Source organism: uncultured Tateyamaria sp. (assembly GCF_947487805.1).
In the GTDB taxonomy this organism is placed as follows: domain Bacteria; phylum Pseudomonadota; class Alphaproteobacteria; order Rhodobacterales; family Rhodobacteraceae; genus Tateyamaria.
In genome coordinates, this window is record NZ_CANKXW010000008.1 from 148277 (window position 1) to 170206 (window position 21930).

Sequence of the window (21930 nt, forward strand, 5' to 3'; positions counted from 1 at the left end):
CTGAGGCTATTTGGTTTGCCAGATCTTGCGACGCCGTTCGCGCACCAGCGCATCGCCAGCGGGTGTGCCATCGTGAAATGTGCCAAACCATGCGTCCCACGGCGTTTCGGTCGAGCCGTAGTTGCAATCAAAGAACCGGTGGTGAAGCTGATGGTGGAAATCCCCCATCTCGATATCGAGCACGCCAAGTTTGACCTTGTCGAAGCCCACGTGAGAGGTCGGTGCGCCGATGCCGTGATGAAACATCAGGAACAGCATGTGAAGCGGATTGGACGGCACAATCAGAAAGATCACGATGTCCGTCAGCAGCACGAAACTTTCCACAGGGTGCATGGCGAGGCCAGACCACGGGCCGGTGTTGATGTTCTTGTGATGCCAGGCGTGCACGTAACGATAGATCGGTTTCAGGTGCAGCACGCGGTGGTGCATGTAGAAATAGAGCCCCGCCCAGATCGGGATCAGCACGATCAGGGTGACAAACCATACCGGATTGCTGTCGAAGGTGATCAGCGTGACCCAGCCATTGGCATAGGCCCACCACATGAGACATTCGAAAAACACCCAGAATTGCAGGGCGACAAAGGTCCAGAACATGTTGTCCCAGACCTGGGATCTGAACCAGAACGTGCGCGCGCCCGTCATCATCGGCCGCATGTCATAGCGGTAGTCGTCCCCTTGCGCGCGGAACCTGAGCAGCAGAAGGTGCAATCCCCCCGCGACAGAGAACAGGATCACGAAATTGCGGATCCAGATCTCGGCGATCCAGTCAAAGGCAAAGCGCTGCGTGTCTGCAAGATCGGGCGCAAAGAACAGCCAGCTGATTGTCGCGGCAAAAAGCATGACAAACCGCATTCCCACGGGCTTCCAGCTTTTGAGCAGGAAGTGCAAAGACGCCAACGGTTTCATCGGCCAATCCCAATAGGGCGCATTCTGGATGGGCAGGGATGGCGTGTGGTTCCAGATCTGGCGGCGCTGGCGCGGCGTTTCGGTCATGTCATCTGCCCCCTTTGTCTCGCGGTCTCTGCGTCCTGTAGGGGCAGGCGCACGCCTGCGCGCACGACGTCCGGGGCGTGGGCCGTGCGGGCAAATACCGTGCGGACCATCGGGGCAAAGAATGCCAACGGCAGGCTGTCATAATCCGGATCAAAGCTCGCCTGATCCCAGCGTTCACAAAAGACCGCGCAATCGTCGAAATAGGGGCAGTCCCGATACGCGTCCCTCTTGTCAGGATTGGCCCCGACATGGGCCCCGTAATAAACAAGCTGAAAATCGCCGTGTTTTTCCACCGTCCACGCGCATTGCGCCCGCACGAATGGGCGCAACACCGCCGCTGCGTATTCATCATGGTTATATGGCGCATAGATGTCGCCAATATCGTGCAGCAGCGCCGACACCACCCAATCGATATCTGCCCCGTCGCGCCACGCCCGTGTGGCCGATTGCAGCGAGTGGCCGAGGCGCGTCACCTGATAGCCCGACAGTCCTTCGTCCAGCGTCACCAGCGCCGACAACAATCGGTCAGCAGTGCCCGACGCATAGGCAACTTCGTGTTCGGTAAGGAAATCATAGTCCTCTTTCGTGCCGTCTTTCATCTGCGTGAAACTGACGTGATCCATTGCGATGCTCCCGCGATCAGTTGCTGGACGAGCATTGCCGCAATTCGCAACGGGAAGAGAGACGAAATCTTGACATGTCAGGATAACATTTGGTTATGAATTGTCATGCGCCGCAAACTTCCACCACTCAATGCGCTTCTGGCCTTTGAAGCAGCCGCGCGCGCCAAGAGCTTTACCCGCGGCGCGGTGGATCACGGAGTTGCGCAACCGGCCATCACGCGGCACGTCGGCAATCTCGAAGACTGGCTGGGCACCGACCTGTTCAAACGGCACGGAAATGGGGTCGAATTGACGCCCGAGGGCCAGGCCTTTGCCGATCACGTCACGCGCGGCTTTGACCTGCTGGAGGTGGGAACGCGCGAGGTGACCCGGCAACGATCTAGAGAATTGATCATCGGCGCGTCGTTCGGCGTCATGCATCTTTGGCTCATGCCACGCATCGCCGCCATGCGGACCGCCACGCCGACCACGATCAACTTTCTCACAGCAGATGATTACCGCAGCTTTGACACAAGCGACGTGGATCTTTCGATCCGCTTTGGCAACGGGCACTTTCCGGGTTATGAAAGCGACCTGCTTTTTGCCGAGGAATGCGCCGTGCTCGCGTCGCCTGACTTTCTGGCGCGCCATCCGGGGCTGGACCCCGACAACCTGTGTGACACGTTGCAATCGCGGTTCCTGCTAGATTACGGCGATCCGCACGGTGTCGGATGGATGACCTGGGCGCGCTGGCTGGACATGAACGGCGCCGCGCCGGACCTTGCCGTTGAACGGCCCGAAATCCGGGCTTTCCCTGCGTTGCTCGACATGGTCGCCGCGGGCGAAGGGCTGGCCATCGGCGCCAGAGGGTTCGAGGACACGATGGTGCGCGCGGGCAGCATCCTGCGCCTTGGACCGCCGGTGGGGCGGGTCGGGCACGGCTATTACCTCGTTTACCAGAACCGCGTCCGCAAGAAAGTCGGCTTTGACCGGTTGCGCCGGGCGTTGCTGGGGTCCGTATCCGCGCCGCAGACTACGCCCTAATGTAAAGCCAACCAATAGTTTGCCACTCAAATCATGAAATCTCCTAATTTTTATGGGCTTTCAAAAATTGCGCGGCGGGCAAATCTTCCACTTGACCCACGCTATTTCTTCCACAAAAAGTTGCCTCAGAGCATCAAAAAAGCCGCCCAAATGGGCGGCATGGACGTTGTTGGAGAGCTTTAAGTTTGGTCAGTCGGCCAAATCAGTTCGTCTGTAGTAGAATCGACCGAGACTGTGATCGTCGACGACGGGGCGGATTCCTTTCCGATGCAGCTTGAACTTTGCGGACTTCGCCGACCATTTGCGTTCGGCCGCGTACGCTTTCATTGAGATGTGCTCCGCGAGATACGCGTCCAATTGGTCAACCGGGAACAGCCGGACGGCCGCGCCCTTAGCGTTCAGCTTCTCCGGAACGCTCGGCCATGCCCCACCTGAACCGCGCCGGGTTTGCCGGAGGCTGATTTGTCTTAGTTACGCGGCCATATCTGATCTTTCCAAGGTCGCGTAGAAGTTTGTCTCTGCTTCGGCTGGGGGGATATTCCCGATTGGCTCGAGCAGACGGCGGTTGTTGAACCAATCGACCCATTCCAATGTCGCGTATTTCACGGCATCGAAACTGCGCCACGGCCCGCGCCGGTGGATGACCTCAGCTTTGAACAACCCGTTGATCGTCTCGGCGAGGGCATTGTCATAGGAATCTCCGACACTTTCGACCGAGGGGGCGATCTTCGCCTCTGCCAGCCGTTCGGTGTACTTAATAGACAAATATAGCGACCCGCGGTCCGAGTGGTGCACCAATTGATCTTGAGCCGGGCTGCGTTGATGAATGGCTTGTTCCAAAGCATCGAGGACAAATCCGGCAGTGGCCGTGCGGCTGACCCGCCATCCAACGATACGACGGGCGAAGACATCGATGACAAAGGCGACATAGACGAAGCCTTGCCACGTCGCGACATAGGTGAAGTCGCTCACCCACAGCATGTTTGGCGCTGGCGCACGGAACCGTGCGGTTCACCTTGTCCAACGGACATGGCAATGCCTTGTCGGTGATCGTTGTCTTTGGCGTCTTGCCGCGCACGACGCCCTCAAGGCCCAAATCCTTCATCAGACGGGCAACGGTGCAGCGTGCAACATCAAAGCCTTCTCTGCGCATTTGATGCCAGACCTTCCGCACGCCATAGACGCTGAGGTTTTCCTTAAAGACACCCGTCTTGGAATGCGCGCGTTCGAGCAGGCGCATGGCGCGGCGTTTGATGCGGCGGCGGTCAAACTCGTCGAGCAAATCATAAGGCGGGACCAGATCTTCCTTTGTGATCTTCCCCGCCGCAAGATCCGCCTCCTGCGCCTCTCGACGGAAATGCTTGAGGACCCTTTTCCACCGCTCCTCGATGTCGCGGAGATTCGCGATGTCATCCATGAAGGTCAGGTTGTGAAACGGTATGGTCGTCGTGGGGCGGGTCATGGCGGAGTCCTTTCAAGGCGCGAAGACGTCTTCACGCAGGTCGCCCAAGCCGAAATCAGTCGGGCGGTGAGATGTGAAAGGTTCCGGAACCCTGCGGAACTTTTAGGGAACATCCATGACGCGGAGCAAGCCCTCGGCACAATGCTCGCACGGTACAGTCCGCATAAAGACAGCTCATACGTCGAATTCGGACAAGGCATTGAATACAAAAGAAAACCACCAAAAGCGGCGCTATCGGTGGTCATTTGATCTGTGTCGAGAGGTCAAAAAACCTCGGGAATGGTCACGTTTTGCTATGTCAAACAACCTAAAGGCGCTGAACCGCGTGTTTCATCCGCATTTGGAAAAGCCGCAGGAGGCGCAGGTCATGCACCCCTCGACCATGCGTAATTCGTAAGATCCGCAGGACGAACAGGCCTTGCCGCGCGGTGCATCCAACCCCACGACCTCCGCCTGCGGGTCGGACTTCAGGCCCATCCCCTCGCCTTCGATAAAGCCTGTCGCGACCATATGCTGTTCGATGACACCGCCGATGGCGGCAAGGATCGACGGGATGTATTTGCCCTGCATCCATGCACCGCCACGCGGATCAAACACGGCCTTCAGCTCTTCGACCACGAAACTGACATCGCCACCGCGCCGGAAAACGGCCGAGATCATGCGCGTCAGCGCCACGGTCCAGGCGAAATGCTCCATATTCTTGGAGTTGATGAACACCTCGAAGGGGCGGCGATGCCCGCCGATCACCAAGTCATTGATGGTGATATAAAGCGCGTGTTCGCTGTCCGGCCACTTGACCTTGTAGGTGTTGCCCTCAAGCGCGTTGGGCCGATCCAACGGCTCGGCCATATAGATGACATCGCCATGGGGCTGCATCGGCTCGGCATCATCACTGGCCATGACGGGCGCTTCGGCAGGCTTTTCTTCGGCCACCGTCAGCACGGACCCCGTTACCGCATTGGGGCGGTAGGTCGTGCAGCCCTTGCAGCCCGAATCCCACGCCTCCATGTAGACGTCCTTGAAATCATCAAAGCTGATGTCTTCCGGGCAGTTGATCGTCTTGGAGATCGACGAATCCACCCATTTCTGCGCGGCGGCCTGCATTTTGACGTGATCCAGAGGCGCCAATGTTTGCGCGTTGACAAAATAGTCCGGCAGGTCGGCGTCCCCGAACTTGTCGCGCCACATCTGCACGGCATAGTCGACGACCTCTTCCTCCGTCCGGCTGCCATCCTTTTGCAGGACCTTGCGGGTGTAAGCATAGGCAAAAACCGGTTCGATCCCCGAAGATACGTTGCCCGCATAAAGCGATATAGTCCCCGTCGGCGCGATGGAGGTCAGCAAGGCGTTGCGAATACCATGCTCGGCAATGGCCGCGCGCACATCGTCATCCATGGCCTGCATCGTGCCTGACTGCAGATAGGCGTCCGCATCAAAGAGCGGAAAGGCGCCCTTTTCGGTCGCCAATTGCACCGACGCCAGATACGCGGCGCGGGCGATTGCTTTCAACCAGTGCTCGGTCTGACGCGCCGCCTCGTCAGAGCCATAGCGCAAACCCATCATCAAGAGCGCATCGGCCAGCCCCGTGACGCCCAGACCGATCCGGCGCTTGGCGTGGGCTTCGCGCGCCTGCGCCTCAAGCGGGAATTTCGACGCATCCACCACGTTGTCCATCATCCGGACGGCTGTCCCGACCAGCTCTGTCAGGGCCTGTTCATCCAGCCGCGCGGCCTCTTCGAACGGCGCCTCGACCAGACGCGCCAGGTTGATCGATCCCAAGAGGCACGCGCCATAAGGCGGCAGGGGTTGTTCCCCGCACGGGTTCGTCGCGGCAATCGTTTCGCAATAGTTCAGGTTGTTGGCCGCGTTGATCCGGTCGATGAAGATCACGCCCGGCTCGGCATAATCATAGGTCGACCGCATGATCCCGTTCCACAGATCGCGCGCCCGCACGGTCTTGTAGACGGTGCCATCAAACACCAGATCCCACGCCCCATCCGCCTTGACCGCGTCCATGAACGCATCCGTCACCAGCACTGACACATTGAACATGCGAAGCCGCGCGGCATCCGACTTGGCAGTAATGAAATCCTCGATATCCGGATGATCACAGCGCATCGTAGCCATCATCGCACCCCGGCGGCTGCCTGCCGACATGATCGTGCGGCACATTGCGTCCCACACATCCATGAAGGACAGCGGGCCCGACGCGTCCGCCGCCACGCCTTTGACGCCCGCCCCCTTGGGCCGGATGGTCGAGAAATCATACCCGATGCCACCCCCCTGCTGCATGGTCAGGGCCGCCTCTTTCAGCATTTCGAAAATGCCACCCATGCTGTCGGGAATCGTGCCCATGACAAAACAGTTGAACAACGTCACGGACCGCGCCGTTCCGGCCCCTGCGGTGATGCGCCCTGCAGGCAGGAATTTGAAATCCTCGAGCGCCGCATAGAACGTGTCTTCCCACGCTTTGGGATCTTCTTCGACCTGTGCCAGATCGCGCGCGATGCGCCGCCAGCTGTCTTCGACCGTCGCATCAATGGCCGTGCCGTCGGCATCCTTGAACCGGTATTTCATATCCCAGATCTGTTCAGCGATCGGCGCGGCAAAACGTGTCATCAGGTCATCCCCTTGGCGGGCGCCGATTCTGTCGGCCCCCTTGGCAGGCAACCAACGTAGACCAATTTGACCACAACCACTAGATGGAAATGCGGCCGTACACACCAAATCTGGGGCTGCGACAACCACAACACCTTGCACCCCTTGCCGCGAATGCTACAATATTTGGTGTGCAGAGGGGTGGATTCTGTGGATAACTACGTCAATCTGATCAAGCTGTCCGTAGGCAGCGAGACCTTCGAGGACCTCGAGGCCTGGCAGCGCACGAAACGCGCCCAGACCGCGGACGGCTATCCGCGCCACGTCACCCGCATGTGGCCCAAACGCGCTGGCGACATTCTGAACGGCGGTTCCATCTTCTGGGTGGTCAAGGGCGTCGTGACCTGCCGCCAACGCATCATCCGTTTGGACGAAGTGATTGGCAGCGATGGCATCCGCCGATGCGCCATCGTGTCCGACCCCGAATTGATCCGTGTACAGGGCGCGCTCAAACGGCCCTTCCAGGGCTGGCGCTACCTCAAGCCCGAAGATGCCCCGCCCGACCTGCCCAAGGGGCGAGAACGCGAAGAACCGCTGCCCGTGGAACTGAACCGCGCTCTGGCGGAAATCGGGGTTCTGTAACGCGCCGCAGACCACGCCACTGAACGTCTGCAAATCTTGACGCGTCTCACCCATATGGGTGATGCGAGCCGGTCGGCCCGTTTCTATCCTCACGCGTATTGTTTGAGGATATTGGGGTGGGCCCGTCATGTTTTCACTGGATGCACAGTACGTTTCGGACGCACACGGACGCCGCAAGGGTCCGATTGGCGCGATGGCTGTTTTGCTTTTGACCACGGCGCTTTACCCGTCCGTGGGGGCCGCGACCTGCGTGACAGCCCCGGGCTCAGTCACCTGTTCGGGGTCAATCCCGAATGGCCAGTCGGTCACGGATGATTTCGGCACCATCACCGTCAATGGTTTGACCGAACCCGTCGGCGGCACAGGTTTGCGCTTTACCAGTTCGACCGACGCGGACATCGACGTCAACGCGGATTTTACGGCCTTTGGCATCCAGCTGGACCCGGGGTTCAACCGCACCCGCCGCGCCGGGTTCGAACTGCGCACCGATGGGTCGGTCACGGGCACCGTCGCGGGTGACATCACCGGCCCCACATTGGACGATGTTACCAATACGCCCGAATTCGATCTGAACAATTTCGGCACCTTCAATGTGCTGAGCGGCACGGGCATCGACCTGACCAGAACCGGGACCATCAACGTCACCCGCCCCACCGTCACCGCCACGCAGAACCGCAGAGACAATTTCGCGGCCCCCGGTGGCGAGCGCGATTTCGTCATGGGGCAATTCGGTGCGATCCGTCTGCGCGACCGCAGCGGCGATATCAACTTTGTCAGCACCGGCGACGTGTCGCTGGATGGCGGCCAAAGGAACCTGTCCGTGGACCGCAGTGCCGAAGTTGGCGTGAACCAGCGCGTATTTTCCACGCGGTTTGCGTCCGGGTCAGCGGGACAGTCGACCAACAGCGCCCATTTTGGTGTTGTTATCGAAGGCAACGCTGACGTCACAGCGGTCCAGAATGGCGACATCAACCTGACGGGTGGCGGGGTCAGCACCTCGGTCGAGACAACGGGCGCCATCGCGGCAACCATCGCCACTCATAGCGGCGGCCGCGGGGTGTTCATCACCGACAATGATGCGGGAGACGTCGATCAGGTCAGCTTTCTTGATCAGACCACGTTCACGCTCAATGGCGACGTCACGTTGACGGGCGCGGATGTCGAAGCCCGCGCCAAGGCCAATGACGTGCCAGGTGGCAGCGCCAACACCAAGGCGACCGCGCAAGTCGATCTGTCATCCCAGATCGGTGTCTGGGCGAACAAGCCCAGCGCGCGTGACATTACGGTCAACGGTGACATTCGCGTCACAAACGGGACGACCATAATCTCGGCACAGGCTGTGGATGACGCCGGACAAGCCAGCGGATTGGTTGCGGTCCGCGGTGTAGGCACAGGCGGGAGCGGGTTCGAAGGCAGCGCGTTCCTGAGAGACGACACGAATACGCCAAAACTGTCGCTGAACGTCACCGGCGATATCATCGTGGCCGGTGGGGACGTCGTGGCGGATGTCACCGGCACAGGGACGTCGACCTTGAATGATCTGTCAGACCTGCCCACAGGTACCCCGCGCGAGACACTCACCATCAATCGGTTTGGCGGCAGTTCCGCGACGGGTCTGTCACTGTTTGCGACTGAGGTAGACTATGACTTGGGCGGCAACATCACAGCAACTGGCGGCAACGCCACGGGCACGATGACCGGGTCCGACATGAATGCAGTTTTCAACGGCGGCAATGCCACGGCCATGAGTTTCAGCGCCGGAAGCGCCATTGGCGGGGGTGCATTTAATAAGGTTGAGGACAGTTTGATGAACGCCGATGGCGGTGATGCTGACTTGACCCTTGATGGCACCAACCTTGAGGCTGAAATGCGCGGCGGCAACAGCATCGGGACAAACGTGTCCATCGGTGCGGTTGGGCAATCCGGCTATACCCAGACCGGTGCTATTGCGGTGACCGGCGGCGATGCGCGCGGCACCGCCTCTGCCGGTTCGACGATTTCGGCCACGGGTGGATCGGCAACCGGGTACAGTTTCAATGCCGGAGGTCGCCCGGAGGGCGCGCCTGAGACGTCCACCGCAACCATCCGAAGCGAGGGCGAAATCACTGTCACGGGCGGCGATGCGACCCTGACCGGCGACGGCACCGCAATTGGCGGGGAAGCAACCGGAATCATTTCCTTCCTGACCGGAGCCGATGCGCCGCCGCTTGTGGAACATGACGGGATCATCCGTGCCACGGGGGGCGCAGGCATCACGCGGCAAGGGGCGGCCACGGGCATCAACATCTCGGATTTCGGGTTCACCAGCACGGCCAGCGATGGGTCCACCGTGGACAACGACGCCAATATTCTGGTGACGGGTGACATCTATACGGATGGCACGGGCGTTGAAGACACGCTGACAGGCAACGAGCTGGTGTCGGGATCAAATGGGATCAACGCGGCGGTCACCGGCGATGCGCAGGTTGTCGTGGATGGCGGGTTGGTCGATGTGCGGGGATCCAAGAGCAACGGCATCACGGTCCGTGCCGCCACCAGCCTGACCACATTGCGCAACGGGACACGGGTAAACGTGACAGCGGACAGGGGCGCGGGCATCGCGCTCGGCACGTCTCAACGCGTCTTCGAGAACCCGTCCGAGGTGGCCAGCGTCAACCGCATCGTGATCGACCAGACCAGTGCCGTGATCACAGAGGCTGGCATCGGCATTCAGGACGACGGCCGCACGCGCGTGTTCGACATAGACCCCGATACCAACGACGCCGTGCCGCGGAATGTCGATTTGGGCAATCAGACCACGGTCGACATCGCGGGCACGTTGAGCAGTGGCATCGGGATTGCGATGGATCTCGGCGCCGGGACGGACACTCTGATCCTCCGGCGCACAGCGGCCATCACGGGCGTGTCGCGGCTGGGTGCGGGGGATGACCGGTTCATCTACCAGAACTTTGCCGAGACGAACGCAGTCGATGGCGGCGATGGGCGCGACAGCGTTGTCGTCTCGGTCGCCTCTGGCCAGAATGCGCGGTTCAATCCGCAATCCGAGATCCCGAATTTCACCAATTTCGAGGCGATCTCGAAATCCGGGGTTGGCACGCTGACGGTAGGCGGCGCTGCCTTTGCGAACGGCCCGATTGATTTCGAAGTGCTGAACGGTGCGGGCATTGTCGACAGCGATCAGGCCAATCTGGGCGTGATCGTGGGGGCCGGGGCACAGTTCCGGACCGACAATCAGGTGGCCAATATCCTGGTGCGCGATCAAGGTGTGGCCAACGGCACGGGCACCGCATCGGGCCTGACCAATGAGGGGCGTTTCGCGCCCGGCAATTCCATCGGCACCTTTACCGTCACGGGTGACTTCGCGCAGACCGCGACGGGCCAGCTGGACATCGAGATTGCCGCAGACGGCGGCTCGGATTTGGTGGCTGTGTCCGGAACGGCCACACTGGACGGGACGCTTTCGGTGCAGGGTATCGGGTATCCGACCGGGTTCCCCGATACGCAGTCCTATACCATCCTGACCGCAAATGGCGGCATCGCCGGTGCCTTTGCCAACGTCACAGACAACCTGCCGGACGTGGATGTCGTTGCCGCCTATTCTGCTAACAGCGTCGCCATCAGTTACAGCCGGGGTACGATGCCCGGCGGGCCGACCACCGACATGTCCGACAAATCCATCCATGCCAACGCGTTGCAGGCCGGTCTTGCCAGTGTCGGTTTCTTTTCCAACCACCTGCGCGCGCGGGGCCGAGCGCACGGCCCCTCTGGCGCGGGGCGCGATACGCTGGCCTTTGCGGGGCTTGACGGGCCGGTGTTCTCGTTCGCCGACCAGACCCCCGGCTTTACCGCCGAAACCGGCGCGCTCTGGCTCAGCCCGTTTGCATCCCGCGCGGATGTGGACGCCACGGCGGTCGCGACAGGATACAGTGCCGACACCAACGGCCTTGCCCTCGGCTATGAGGTCACGACGCCTGATGGCGCGGGGTTCGTGCGCAAGGGTATCGCTCTGGGCTTTTCCACCACGGATGTGGCCAGCGGGGCCAGCAGTGCAGACATCGACACCACGCAGATCGGCGCTTACTACCACCTCGAGCGCGGGCCACTGCGCCTGACAACAGCGGCGACCTTCGGCAGCCAATCCCACGACATCACCCGTACGATCCCAATCGCAGGCATGGCGCCCGCGATTGCACGGTCGTCTGCGGATGGCTTTGCGTTCGAGATCGGCGCCGACCTGTCCTACAACCTCGCGCAGCACTATGGCTGGGCCAACGCCGACACCTTGCGCGTAGCCCCTGTCGTGTCGTTGCAGCATTCCGTGGTCAAGCGGGACGGATACACCGAAACCGGCGCGGGCATTCTGAACCTGACGGTCGCGCCCGAGCGCTATGCACGCACCGTTCTGGGGGTCGGGATGGAGTACGAACAGCTCTTTCGCGGCCAAAACGGGATGGTGATCAAACCGTCCCTTTCGGTGAAATACGAACACGCGTTCGGCGCAGAGGCGGCAACCGTATCCAGCGCCTTGGCTGGTGTCGCGGGCGCGTCCTTTGCCGATCGTGGCGCAATCGTAGGCGACAACACGATCGCCGTCGGCGCAGGGGTCGAATTCCAGATCAAGGACAACTTTTCGGTCGATGTGCGCTATTCCGGGCGTTTCAGCAACAGCGCCGACACGCATACGGCATCGATCAGCGCGGTCTGGAAGTTTTAGGCCTTTGAGGTCAATTCAAGCACCTCGGCAATAGCGTCCCAGAAAGCGTCCGCGTGGCTTGCGATCCCCAGTTGCCCTGCCCCCTTGATCACGCGCAAATCCGTTTGCGCATGATCTGCGAGGTGGTCACGCAGAACCGCCGCTGTGGTGAAATGATCGTCTGCGCCATGCAAGAAAGTGGTCCGCACCTGAAAGCCTGACGCCAGTTGATCCGACTGGCCCTGCACCAGATCGAAATCCGAAGCGATACCCAATGTCGAATGCGCGTGCAGATCGCGGTACCAGTCAAAGGCGGCACCGGCGCCCACCTTGCCCGTCAGCGCGTCCAGATCTGACGCACAGCTGCTGAAGAGCTTGCGTAAAACGAACCGGGTCGTACGGGCGTTGGAAAACACGCGGCGCTGAAACTGCGTGCTGAGCTTCTTGTACATGCCGTTGTGCTTGCCAAGCTTGCGCAGACCTTCGAGAAACTTGGCCGAGGGCGTTGCCGGTTCGCGCCGCTTGTTCATCAGGTTGACCGATGTGACGACAGCGCGGCTCAGAAGGTCGGGATCCTTTTGCGACATGCGCATTGCAAAGAACGCGCCCGTCGCCTGACAAAGCACATCCACAGGCCCGGACCACGTCGCCTTGGCGAAGGACAGCAAATCGTCCACGGTTTGATCGACCAGCGCGCCGTCGTTGAACGCGGACGCGCAGGCCTGATCATCCAGATAGCCGCCGCGCACCGGGACAATCAGCCGAATGTAGTAGCGGTCCAGCGCGTCCTGCGCGTTCAGGAGTAGAAAGGGAAAGAGATAGCCGTGCAGCACCAACAGCGGTTTGCCGTCCAGCGGCCCCATATCCCAGACCCGCATCAGCCGTCCCGTAGCCAGCCGCTGGCTGGACAGGCGAATGGGCGTGCGCAGATGGCGCGCGGTGAAACTGTCGATCACCCGGCTTTGATGCGGATCCTGTTCGCACAAGTACATGAGGTGGATCAATTGACTGACCAGCGTGCGCACCGTTTCCGCCTGCGTGTTACAGCCCAGCTTGCTCATCGCGCGTTTGAGGTGGCTGCGCTTGGTCTCGATGGACACGTCGTCCTTTTGCGCGGCCTGCATGGGGCTCAGCCCGCCGACAAGCTGAAACACCACCAGCCGTTCTGACGGCGTCAACTGGTTCTGGCGATTGAAGAGGTCAAACACCTCGTCAAAGAGGTCGCGGGTCACGAGAACGGTGCGCAGCGTGTTCCGCTTGGCGCCAGTGTCGGACACGGTTGTAAAGGGTACACACCAGTGAAATCCATCCTTCGCGCGCGCGGCAATAACCATGCCCGCCTGAAGGCGCTGGCCCGTGGCAATGTCGTTCATCTCGGTGATTTCCGGATGGCTGCCGGGCTCCAGAACGCTCACGGTCTCCATGCTGCGCGCGTTGGAAATGCCAGCGCGCAGGAAAGCGCCATCCAGTTGGAATTCGGCCCAGATGATGCGTTCGGAGATCGCCGAGTCATCCCGCCCGAATTGCGCGATCAGGTCACTTTGCAGCGCACGCGATTCCTCGGTCGGTGCCAGCGAAAACACATCCCGCAACGTGTCGTGCAGATCTGAGGCAGTGCTGCGCAAGAATGGCCCCCCAGCCCATTTCCTGACCCGCAGCCTACCCGATTTTCAGCCAAAAATCACCTGTTTTGCTGCGACACGACCGCGTTCGGGCGCGCTTGCCTGTATTGACGGCGCGCGTCAGATCAGGCGGTCGACAAGAGCGCGCAGAACGGCCCGGTCGGTGTCATCGACGGCAGCCGTTCGGCTGCGCCACAACGTGGCCTGCGAGGCGAGGATCAGACCGTCGGACAGGATCTTGAGGTGATTGGCGCGCAGGGTTTCACCGCTTGATGTGATGTCGGCGATGGCCTCCGCGGTTTCGTTGGCCACGGTGCCTTCGGTCGCGCCCTGACTGTCGACGATGGCATAGTCCGCCACGCCCGCATCGCGCAGGAAATCCCGCACCAACCGGTGGTATTTGGTCGCAATCCGCAACCGGAACCCGTGGGTCGCGCGGAACGCCGCGGCCACCGCATCAAGGTCATCTGTCAGGTCCACGTCCACCCAGCCACGCGGCACGGCCAGCACCAGATCCGCATGGCCGAACCCCATTTCTGCCAGCGGTTCGACCTGTTGCTCCCACAGGGGCAATTTCTCATGAATGAGATCAGTGCCCGTGACGCCCAGGTGGATATGCCCTGCAGCCAGTTCACGGGGTACTTCGCCCGCGGAAAGCAGCACAAGGGCCACGCCCTCCACCCCTTCGACAGCACCTGCGTATTCGCGATCCGAGCCTGTGCGCGTCAGCGTGATGCCACGCTTGTCGAACCAGTCGAACGTCTTTTCCATCAGCCGCCCCTTGGACGGCACACCCAGCTTGATCATTGCGCCCGCTCCAGATCGACAAGGAGGCCGGGACGGATCACCGCACCCACCGCGGGGATCTCGGCCCCTTGGCCCAGCCTGCGGGTCAGCGCGTCATAGCGCCCGCCAGAGGCCACAGGCGGCAGGTCGGGCCGCCCGTCGGCGTAGAACCCAAAGACAAAGCCGTCGTAATATTCCATCGACGTCCGTCCATAGCTGGTTTCGAATTCAAGGCTGTCGATATCGATCTGCCGCGCCGCGAGCGCCTTGGCACGGGCGTCCAGACGTTTGACGGCCGGGCGGATCGCAGGCAGGTCAACAGACAGGTCGTGCAGCTGCGACAGCGCAAAGGGCAGTGTTTCGCGCACGTTCAGGAGGGCATCGAGGCACTCCATCTGCGCGGCGGCAATCGGCGGTTCGGCAGCATCCGCGCGCAGGGCGGCAATGCGGGCATCGATTTCCGCCTGACTGCGCAATCCGGTCAGCGGCGCGTCGGTCGCGGTTTTTCCCGCCAACAAGGCCGCACGCGTTTCGGGTTGCGGCACGCGCCCCGAAAACCGGTCCAGCAGGGCGCGAAAGCGGCGCGGCCGCCAGATGTGGCGCCGCAGCGCCGCCTTGCGCCGGTCGGAGGTATCGAGCCCGTCCACCGCCGCCATCAGGATGCCGATATCACCGGTAGAGGCGCGCAGGCCAAGCGGGGCCGTCACCTCGGAAATCAGGGCGAACACCTCGGCATCTGCTGCGGCGGGATCGGTGCGGTCAAAGACCTCGTACCCCACCTGCAGGTACTCGCTCGCGCGCTCCGGGTCGTCTTCCTGCCGCCGGAACACTTCGCCCGCATAGGTATAGCGCGCAGGCTCCGCCCCGTGGGCCATGTGCATCTGCACCACGGGCACGGTGAAATCGGGGCGCAGCATCTGTTCGCCACGCAGCGCATCAGAGGTGACATAGGCGCGCGCGCGGATGTCTTCGCCGTAGAGATCAAGCAACAACCCGGCGGGTTGAAGGACGGGCGGCTCGACCACCTGTGCGCCCATCTGCGCAAAGCGGGCCCGCAGGGCATAGGCCCTTTGACGCGTGTCGGTCATCCGTTCAGGATCTCTTTGACTTTGGCCAGCATCTGGTCGCGGGGCACTTCGAACTGGCTGGGCCGGTCCTTCCATTCCTCGTGGGTCGCGGTTTCCGCAATCTTGGCGCCGAGGATCAGATCCTTGATCTGCACGACGCCGCGCGCGTTCTCGTCCCCGCCTTCGATGATGGCGATGGGCGCATTGCGTTTGTCCGCATATTTCAGCTGGTTGCCGAAATTCTTCGGATTGCCGAGGTAGACTTCGGCCCGGATGCCCGCACTGCGCAATTCGGCGACCATCGCCTGATAGTCGGCCATCCGGTCGCGGTCCATAACGGTGACGACGACCGGGCCTGCCTCGCTGGTGCCGATCCGGTTCGTGGCGCGCAAGGCGGCCAGCAGGCGGTCAACGCCGATGGACACGCCCGTGGCGGGCACTTCCTGTCCGGTGAACCGCTTGACCAGATCGTCGTAGCGCCCCCCGCCCGCGACAGAGCCGAACTGGACCGTCTGGCCCTTTTCGTTTTGCACGTCAAACGTCAGTTCGGCCTCGTAGACCGGACCGGTATAATAGCCCAAGCCGCGCACGACCGAAGGGTCGATGATGATCCGGTCGGGGCCGTAGCCTGCGGCGTCAAGAAGGGCGGCGATCTCTTCGAGCTCGTCGACACCCTTTGTGCCGATGTCAGAGCCGTCCACAAGTTCACGGAGCCGCGCCACGGTCTCGGACCCTGTCGCACGCTGCGCGTCCATGAAGCCCATCACAACGTCCGCATGCGCGTCCGTCAGGCCCGCTCCCTTGGTGTAGTCGCCGCTCTCGTCCTTGCGCCCTTCGCCCAGCAGCGCGCGCACGCCGTCCGGCCCCAGCCGGTCGAGCTTGTCGATGGCGCGCAGCACGATGCCACGCTCGGCCTCCTTGTCGTCGCCAGCAAGGCCCGCGACCTCCATCACGCCGTTCAGCACCTTGCGGTTGTTGATGCGGATCACGTAATCGCCGCGCTGGATGCCCACGGCCTCGAGCGTGTCCGACAGCATCGCGCAGATCTCGGCATCGGCGGCCATGGACGCCGTGCCCACCGTATCCGCATCGCATTGATAAAACTGGCGAAACCGCCCCGGCCCCGGCTTTTCATTGCGCCAGACCGGCCCCATCGTATAGCGGCGATAGGGGTTCGGCAGGTCGTTGCGGTGCTGGGCATAGACGCGGGCCAGGGGGGCCGTCATGTCATAGCGGAGCGCGAGCCAGTCGCCGTCTTCCTCCTGCCAGGCAAAGACCCCTTCGTTTGGGCGGTCCACATCGGGCAGGAACTTACCCAGCGCCTCGACCGTTTCGACCGCGCTCGATTCGAGCGCGTCAAAGCCATAGCGATGATAGACGCCTGCGATCTTTTGCAGCATCTCGGCGCGGTCGGTGACGTCCGTGCCGAAATAGTCGCGAAAGCCCTTGGGCGTTTGTGCCTTGGGGCGCGGGGTCTTCTTGGGCTTGGCCATGGTGCCGCTCCGATTGGGTTTGGGCGCGCAATACCGTAGCTGCGGTAAGGGGGCAAGGCACGGGTTGCTTGCGTTGGCCGGGAGATTGGCCCACACCGGGGGCATGACTGACACCCGCATCAACGCCCTCGAAGAACAGATCGCCCACCTGACACGCACCGTCGATGACTTGTCGGACATCGTGGCCCGTCAGGAACGCGAAATCGCCGTGCTGACGCGGCGCGCGCAATTGCTGATGGAGCGGGAGGCCGAACGCGAGGCGCAAGGCGGTGGCGGCATTGTCGTGGGCGACGAACGCCCGCCGCATTACTGACCCCGTCAGGGGGTTTTCAGCGCCGCGGCCAGCACTTGGCCATCATGCAGCAACATGTCCGCCCAGCGCGCATTCGCGCCAAAGTTCTCATAGACGCTGACAAAGGCCGTGGTTTTCTCCAGCCGCGTGATCCGGTCGCCGCAGGGCGTGTTCCGGCCTACGTTGCAGATGCGCGATTTCACCTTTTCATAGGCTTTGTCGGTGGTGGAATAAGGGTATTCCTTGGCGGGCAACCCATAGCGCAGCTGTTCGTGAAATTCGGGCGAGCCGAAGATCGCGAGCGATGCCGTGAATTGGCGCGGGCATTTGTCGGCAAACCCGGTGATATAGAACGTCCGGGGTCCGGCGCTGTCCGGAGCACTGTCATAGAGGTAATACCCCTGCCCCTTGCGCGCAGCCCGGTCGACCAGCTTGCCCAGATCACGTTGCTTTGCGTCACAGACACGGGCGATTTCGCCAAAGGGCAAAACGGTGCCCGTGGGCACATCCTGCGCATCGGGCCCGTTGCGCACTGGTGTTGCGCGCAGACCGCCAAACAGGCCGCGGCGTTTTTCGGGCTCCACCAGATCGGGCAACGAATCCGGGTCGACCGCTTCGACCTCAAGAGAGGCAAGCTCCACCGGCGTCTCTTCGGCCTCGGGTACCGTCGCGGGTTCCGGGGCGACCTCGGCGCGGTTTTCCGCGTCTGCCGCACGACGCAGCCACCCAAGAACACCACCCCTTGCCGGGGCGGCTTCTGCGTCCGATACCGCGACCACGGGATCAGCAGGCGCGTCTGCGGTCGTTTCGGCGGCAAAGATCTCGGTCAGGACGCTGCCCTCGCGGGCCAGTTCCGCGTCCGTGGGAAGGGCGGCATTGCCGGCCTCTTCGGGCAATGGGGTCAGACCGTCCGACACCCGTTCGACGTCGCCCAGCGGATCCCCGCAGGCAGTCAGCAACAGGCAAACCGGCACGATACACCATCCCATGAACTTCATGGCCACACTCCTCCTGCGCAGTGACCTACCTCGACAGCGCGTTCACGTAAAGTGTGACGGCACGGCCCCGCCTACATGTCCTGCACATCCAGCACGCCGGACAACGATTTGATCGCGCCCTTGATCTGCGGGGTGACAGGAAATTCGGAGCCGAGATCCATTTCGACCTCACCCGGCAGGCTGTCATCCATGAGGCAGACGATGATCGGCCCGCGCCCCGCACCCGCAGGTGTCCGGGACGCGCCATCCAGCACGGACGCAACAGAGGCCAGCGCCGTCGGCGCTTCGACAAAGATGCGCAGTCCCATGCCGCTCACATCCGCAACGACCGTGTCGATGGGGGCGACCGACCGGCCAAGCAGCTTGAGCTGATCGCTTTCCATCGTGGCCTCGACCGTGACGATGACCTTGGCGCCGGTCACCAGATGATCCTGCGATTTCTCGAGGCTTTCGGAAAACAGCGTGACCTCGTAAGCCCCTGTCGTGTCCGACATCTGGCAAAAGGCAAAGCGGTTGCCTTTGGCCGATTTGCGCACCTGTAGCCCAGCCACAACACCCGCCAGTTTCGCCACCAGCGGCTGGCCTTCGGCCTTGGCCGTCACCTCGTCCAGCGTGATCACGCCCTTGCGTTTGAGCGGGCCCATGTAGTCGTCAAGCGGGTGCCCGGACAAATAAAAGCCCACGGCCTTGTGTTCCTCGCCCAGCCGCTCGGCGGGCAGCCAGTCATCCACCGGCATCATCCGCGGTTCGGGCAGGTCATCCCCGGCCTCGCCGAACAGCGACACCTGGTTCGAGTTCTTCTGGTCGTGGATCGCAGCGGAATAGGCCGAGAGCGCATCCAGCGCGTCAAAGACACGGCGGCGATTGGGGTCGAGTTGATCAAATGCGCCGGCACGGGCCAGCATCTCGAGCGGGCGCTTGCCCACACGTTTCAGATCCACCCGGCGGGCAAAGTCAAAGAGGGTGGCAAAGGGTTTGTCGCCGCGCCCCTCAACCACCAGCCGCATCGCCTCGACGCCCACATTCTTGAGCGCGCCCAGCGCATAGACCAGTGCGCCGTCGACCACCTTGAACGTCGCGTCGCTTCGGTTGACGCAAGGCGGCACCCAAGGCAGGTCCAGCCCTTTGCGGACCTCTTCGAAATAGGTCGCGAGCTTGTCCGTCAGATGGATATCGCAGTTCATCACCCCGGCCATGAATTCCACCGGGTGATTCGCCTTGAGCCATGCCGTCTGGTAGCTGACCACCGCATAGGCCGCCGCGTGGGATTTGTTGAACCCGTAGTTGGCGAACTTGTCCAGAAGGTGCCAGACCTCAAGCGCCTTGGCCTCGTCCACGCCGTTTTCAGCCGACCCTTTCAGGAACTTGGGCCGCTCGGCATCCATCGCCTCCTGGATCTTCTTACCCATCGCCCGGCGCAGCAGGTCGGCCCCGCCAAGCGAATAACCCGCCATCTCCTGCGCAATTTGCATCACCTGTTCCTGGTAGACGATGATGCCCTGGGTTTCGTCCAGGATGTGATCAATGGACGGGTGCAGCGTGTCCCGCTCACTCTGCCCGTTCTTGACCTCGCAGAATTTCGGAATGTTCTCCATCGGGCCGGGGCGATAGAGGGCCACAAGCGCGATGATATCCTCGATACAATCGGGCTTCATGCGTTTGAGCGCATCGATCATGCCCGAACTTTCCACCTGGAACACGGCGACCGTCTTGCCCGCCGCATAGAGTTTATACGACGCCTCGTCATCCAGCGGGATGCCGCCGATGTCGTTCTCCATTCCGTCGGCGGGCTCATAAAGTTCGGTTCCGTCGGCGGCGATGTGCAGCTTGCGCCCCGACCCAAGGATCTGATCCACCGCGTTCTGGATCACGGTCAGCGTCTTCAGGCCCAGAAAGTCGAACTTGACCAGCCCGGCCTGTTCCACCCATTTCATGTTGAACTGCGTCGCGGGCATGTCGGACCGGGGGTCCTGATAGAGCGGGACAAGCGCATCAAGCGGCCGGTCCCCGATCACCACCCCCGCCGCGTGGGTCGATGCGTTTCTCAACAGGCCCTCGACCTGCTGGCCATATTCAAGCAGCCGCGCGACCACCTCTTCGTTGCGGGCCTCTTCGCGCAGGCGCGGCTCGTCCGCCAGCGCCTTTTCGATACTGACAGGTTTTACCCCCTCGACCGGGATCAGCTTGGACAGTCGGTCCACCTGTCCGTAGGGCATTTGCAACACGCGGCCGATGTCACGCACCGCCGCCTTGGACAAAAGCGCACCAAAGGTGATGATCTGTCCCACCTTGTCACGCCCGTATTTCTGCTGAACGTAGCGGATGACTTCCTCGCGCCGGTCCATGCAAAAGTCGATGTCGAAATCGGGCATGCTGACCCGCTCAGGATTCAGGAACCGTTCGAAAAGCAACGCATAACGCAGCGGGTCCAGATCGGTGACCGTCAGTGCATAGGCCACAAGTGACCCCGCCCCGGACCCCCGCCCGGGCCCCACGGGGATGTTCTCGTCCTTGGCCCATTTGATGAAATCGGCCACGATCAGGAAATAGCCGGGGAACCCCATCCCCTCGATGATATCCAGTTCGAAATTGAGCCGTTTCTGGTACTCTTCGACACTGGCGGCGTGCGGAATGACCTTGAGCCGTTCCTGCAGGCCTTCGTTGGCTTGCCGCCGCAGTTCTTCCACCTCGTCATCGGCGAATCTGGGCAGGATCGGGTCGCGGCGATAGGCCATGAAGGCGCAGCGGCGCGCAATTTCCACGGTGTTCTCGATCGCTTCGGGCAGATCGGCAAACAACGTGACCATCTCGGCCTGGCTTTTGAAATAGTGCTGCGCAGTCAGACGGCGGCGCGGTTCCTGCTGGTCGACATAGGCACCCTCGGCGATGCAGATCAGCGCGTCGTGGGATTCGTACATATCCGGTTTGGGGAAATAGACGTCATTCGTGGCCACCAAAGGCAGGTCCATGGCATAGGCCATCTCGATGAACGGACGTTCGGTCAGCCGCTCCGCCTCTGGTTGGCCGCCCTCGCCCGGATGGCGCTGCAACTCGACATAGAGCCTGTCGCCAAAGACATCTGCCAGCCGCGTCATCAAATCTTGCGCCGCAGGCTGCTGGCCCGTCTGCAACAGCATCCCCACAGGGCCGTTTGCCCCACCCGTCAAACAGATCAGGTCTCCGGAATGCCCCGCCAATTCGTCGACAGTGACATAGGGCAACTCCGACCCGTCGCGCAGGTAGAGGCAGGAGTTGAGCTTCATCAGGTGCGCGTAGCCCGCCTCGCTTTGCGCCAGCAAAACAACGGGTGCGGGATCGCGTGGTCGCTCGCCGGGGCGCGGCGTGATGTATTGGACGTCTACCTGGCAGCCGATGATCGGCTGCACCCCGGCCCCTGCCATGCCCACCGAGAATTCCAGCGCCGCGAACATGTTGTTCGTATCCGTGAGCGCGATCGCAGGCATCTCCGCTGCGCGTACAAGATCGGGCAGTTTCTTCAGCCGCATCGCGCCCTCCAGCAACGAATACTCCGAGTGGGTGCGCAGGTGAATGAATCGGGGGGCTTGTGTCATGATGCCGATCCTAAGACCGGCTGCGCCCCATATCCAGTGGTGCCGCAAAGTTATGCACACCAAATC

13 protein-coding genes and 1 pseudogene are annotated in these 21930 nt (G+C 61.9%); 4 read left to right on the forward strand and 10 right to left on the reverse strand.

Translation table 11 applies throughout. The features are described from left to right. Positions 1-6 precede the first annotated feature (6 nt). Together Q0949_RS17490 and Q0949_RS17495 are read right to left on the reverse strand one after the other, a co-directional pair. On the reverse strand, positions 7-993 hold the full coding sequence (locus Q0949_RS17490) for a sterol desaturase family protein (RefSeq protein WP_299375281.1): 987 nt from the start codon (positions 991-993) through the stop codon (positions 7-9). After that, positions 990-1616 (reverse strand): peptidase, encoded by a 627-nt coding sequence (locus Q0949_RS17495; protein WP_299375284.1) that lies wholly within the window; start codon positions 1614-1616, stop codon positions 990-992. The genes Q0949_RS17490 and Q0949_RS17495 overlap by 4 nt, the downstream gene beginning before the upstream one ends. A 105-nt stretch (positions 1617-1721) precedes the next feature. Between Q0949_RS17495 and Q0949_RS17500 the strand changes: the two genes are divergently transcribed. Further along, positions 1722-2639, forward strand: a complete 918-nt coding sequence (locus tag Q0949_RS17500; protein ID WP_299375287.1) for a LysR family transcriptional regulator — start codon at positions 1722-1724, stop codon at positions 2637-2639. A gap of 471 nt (positions 2640-3110) precedes the next feature. Here Q0949_RS17500 and Q0949_RS17505 read toward each other — a convergent pair. After that, positions 3111-4101: pseudogene (locus tag Q0949_RS17505) on the reverse strand (IS3 family transposase). A gap of 330 nt (positions 4102-4431) precedes the next feature. Continuing rightward, the gene (locus Q0949_RS17510; RefSeq protein ID WP_299375290.1) at positions 4432-6720 is read right to left on the reverse strand and encodes an adenosylcobalamin-dependent ribonucleoside-diphosphate reductase; all 2289 of its coding nucleotides are present in this window, start codon (positions 6718-6720) and stop codon (positions 4432-4434) included. Between the two features lie 189 nt (positions 6721-6909). Here Q0949_RS17510 and Q0949_RS17515 point away from each other — a divergent pair, with 189 nt between their 5' ends. Continuing rightward, positions 6910-7341 carry a DUF1489 domain-containing protein gene (locus tag Q0949_RS17515; RefSeq protein WP_299375293.1) on the forward strand — a complete coding sequence of 144 codons (432 nt, stop codon included), beginning with the start codon at positions 6910-6912 and terminating at the stop codon, positions 7339-7341. Positions 7342-7534: 193 nt separating this feature from the next. Then, positions 7535-12055: an autotransporter outer membrane beta-barrel domain-containing protein gene (locus Q0949_RS17520; RefSeq protein ID WP_299375296.1), complete on the forward strand. Its 4521-nt coding sequence runs from the start codon at positions 7535-7537 to the stop codon at positions 12053-12055. On the opposite strand, the gene Q0949_RS17525 is transcribed toward Q0949_RS17520, so the two are convergent. The 4 genes from Q0949_RS17525 to hisS form a co-directional block, all read right to left on the reverse strand. After that, a complete protein-coding gene (locus Q0949_RS17525; RefSeq protein ID WP_299375299.1) occupies positions 12052-13659 on the reverse strand; it encodes a hypothetical protein in 1608 nt (535 codons plus the stop codon). The two genes, Q0949_RS17520 and Q0949_RS17525, sit on opposite strands and share 4 nt — an antisense overlap. Before the next feature lie 117 nt (positions 13660-13776). Continuing rightward, positions 13777-14463, reverse strand: a complete 687-nt coding sequence (gene hisG, locus Q0949_RS17530; protein ID WP_299375302.1) for an ATP phosphoribosyltransferase — start codon at positions 14461-14463, stop codon at positions 13777-13779. Continuing rightward, complete coding sequence (locus Q0949_RS17535) at positions 14460-15530, reverse strand: ATP phosphoribosyltransferase regulatory subunit (protein ID WP_299375305.1); 1071 nt, start codon at positions 15528-15530, stop codon at positions 14460-14462. The genes hisG and Q0949_RS17535 overlap by 4 nt, the downstream gene beginning before the upstream one ends. After that, positions 15527-17002, reverse strand: a complete 1476-nt coding sequence (hisS, locus tag Q0949_RS17540) for a histidine--tRNA ligase (protein WP_299375308.1) — start codon at positions 17000-17002, stop codon at positions 15527-15529. The genes Q0949_RS17535 and hisS overlap by 4 nt, the downstream gene beginning before the upstream one ends. A gap of 118 nt (positions 17003-17120) precedes the next feature. Between hisS and Q0949_RS17545 the strand changes: the two genes are divergently transcribed. Further along, positions 17121-17315: a SlyX family protein gene (locus Q0949_RS17545; protein ID WP_299375418.1), complete on the forward strand. Its 195-nt coding sequence runs from the start codon at positions 17121-17123 to the stop codon at positions 17313-17315. A gap of 5 nt (positions 17316-17320) precedes the next feature. Here the strand turns inward: Q0949_RS17545 and Q0949_RS17550 are convergent, their stop codons facing one another. Further along, entirely contained in the window at positions 17321-18292 is a 972-nt protein-coding gene (locus tag Q0949_RS17550) for a hypothetical protein (protein ID WP_299375311.1), read from the reverse strand. Positions 18293-18363: 71 nt separating this feature from the next. Then, complete coding sequence (dnaE, locus tag Q0949_RS17555) at positions 18364-21864, reverse strand: DNA polymerase III subunit alpha (RefSeq protein ID WP_299375314.1); 3501 nt, start codon at positions 21862-21864, stop codon at positions 18364-18366. Positions 21865-21930 lie beyond the last annotated feature (66 nt).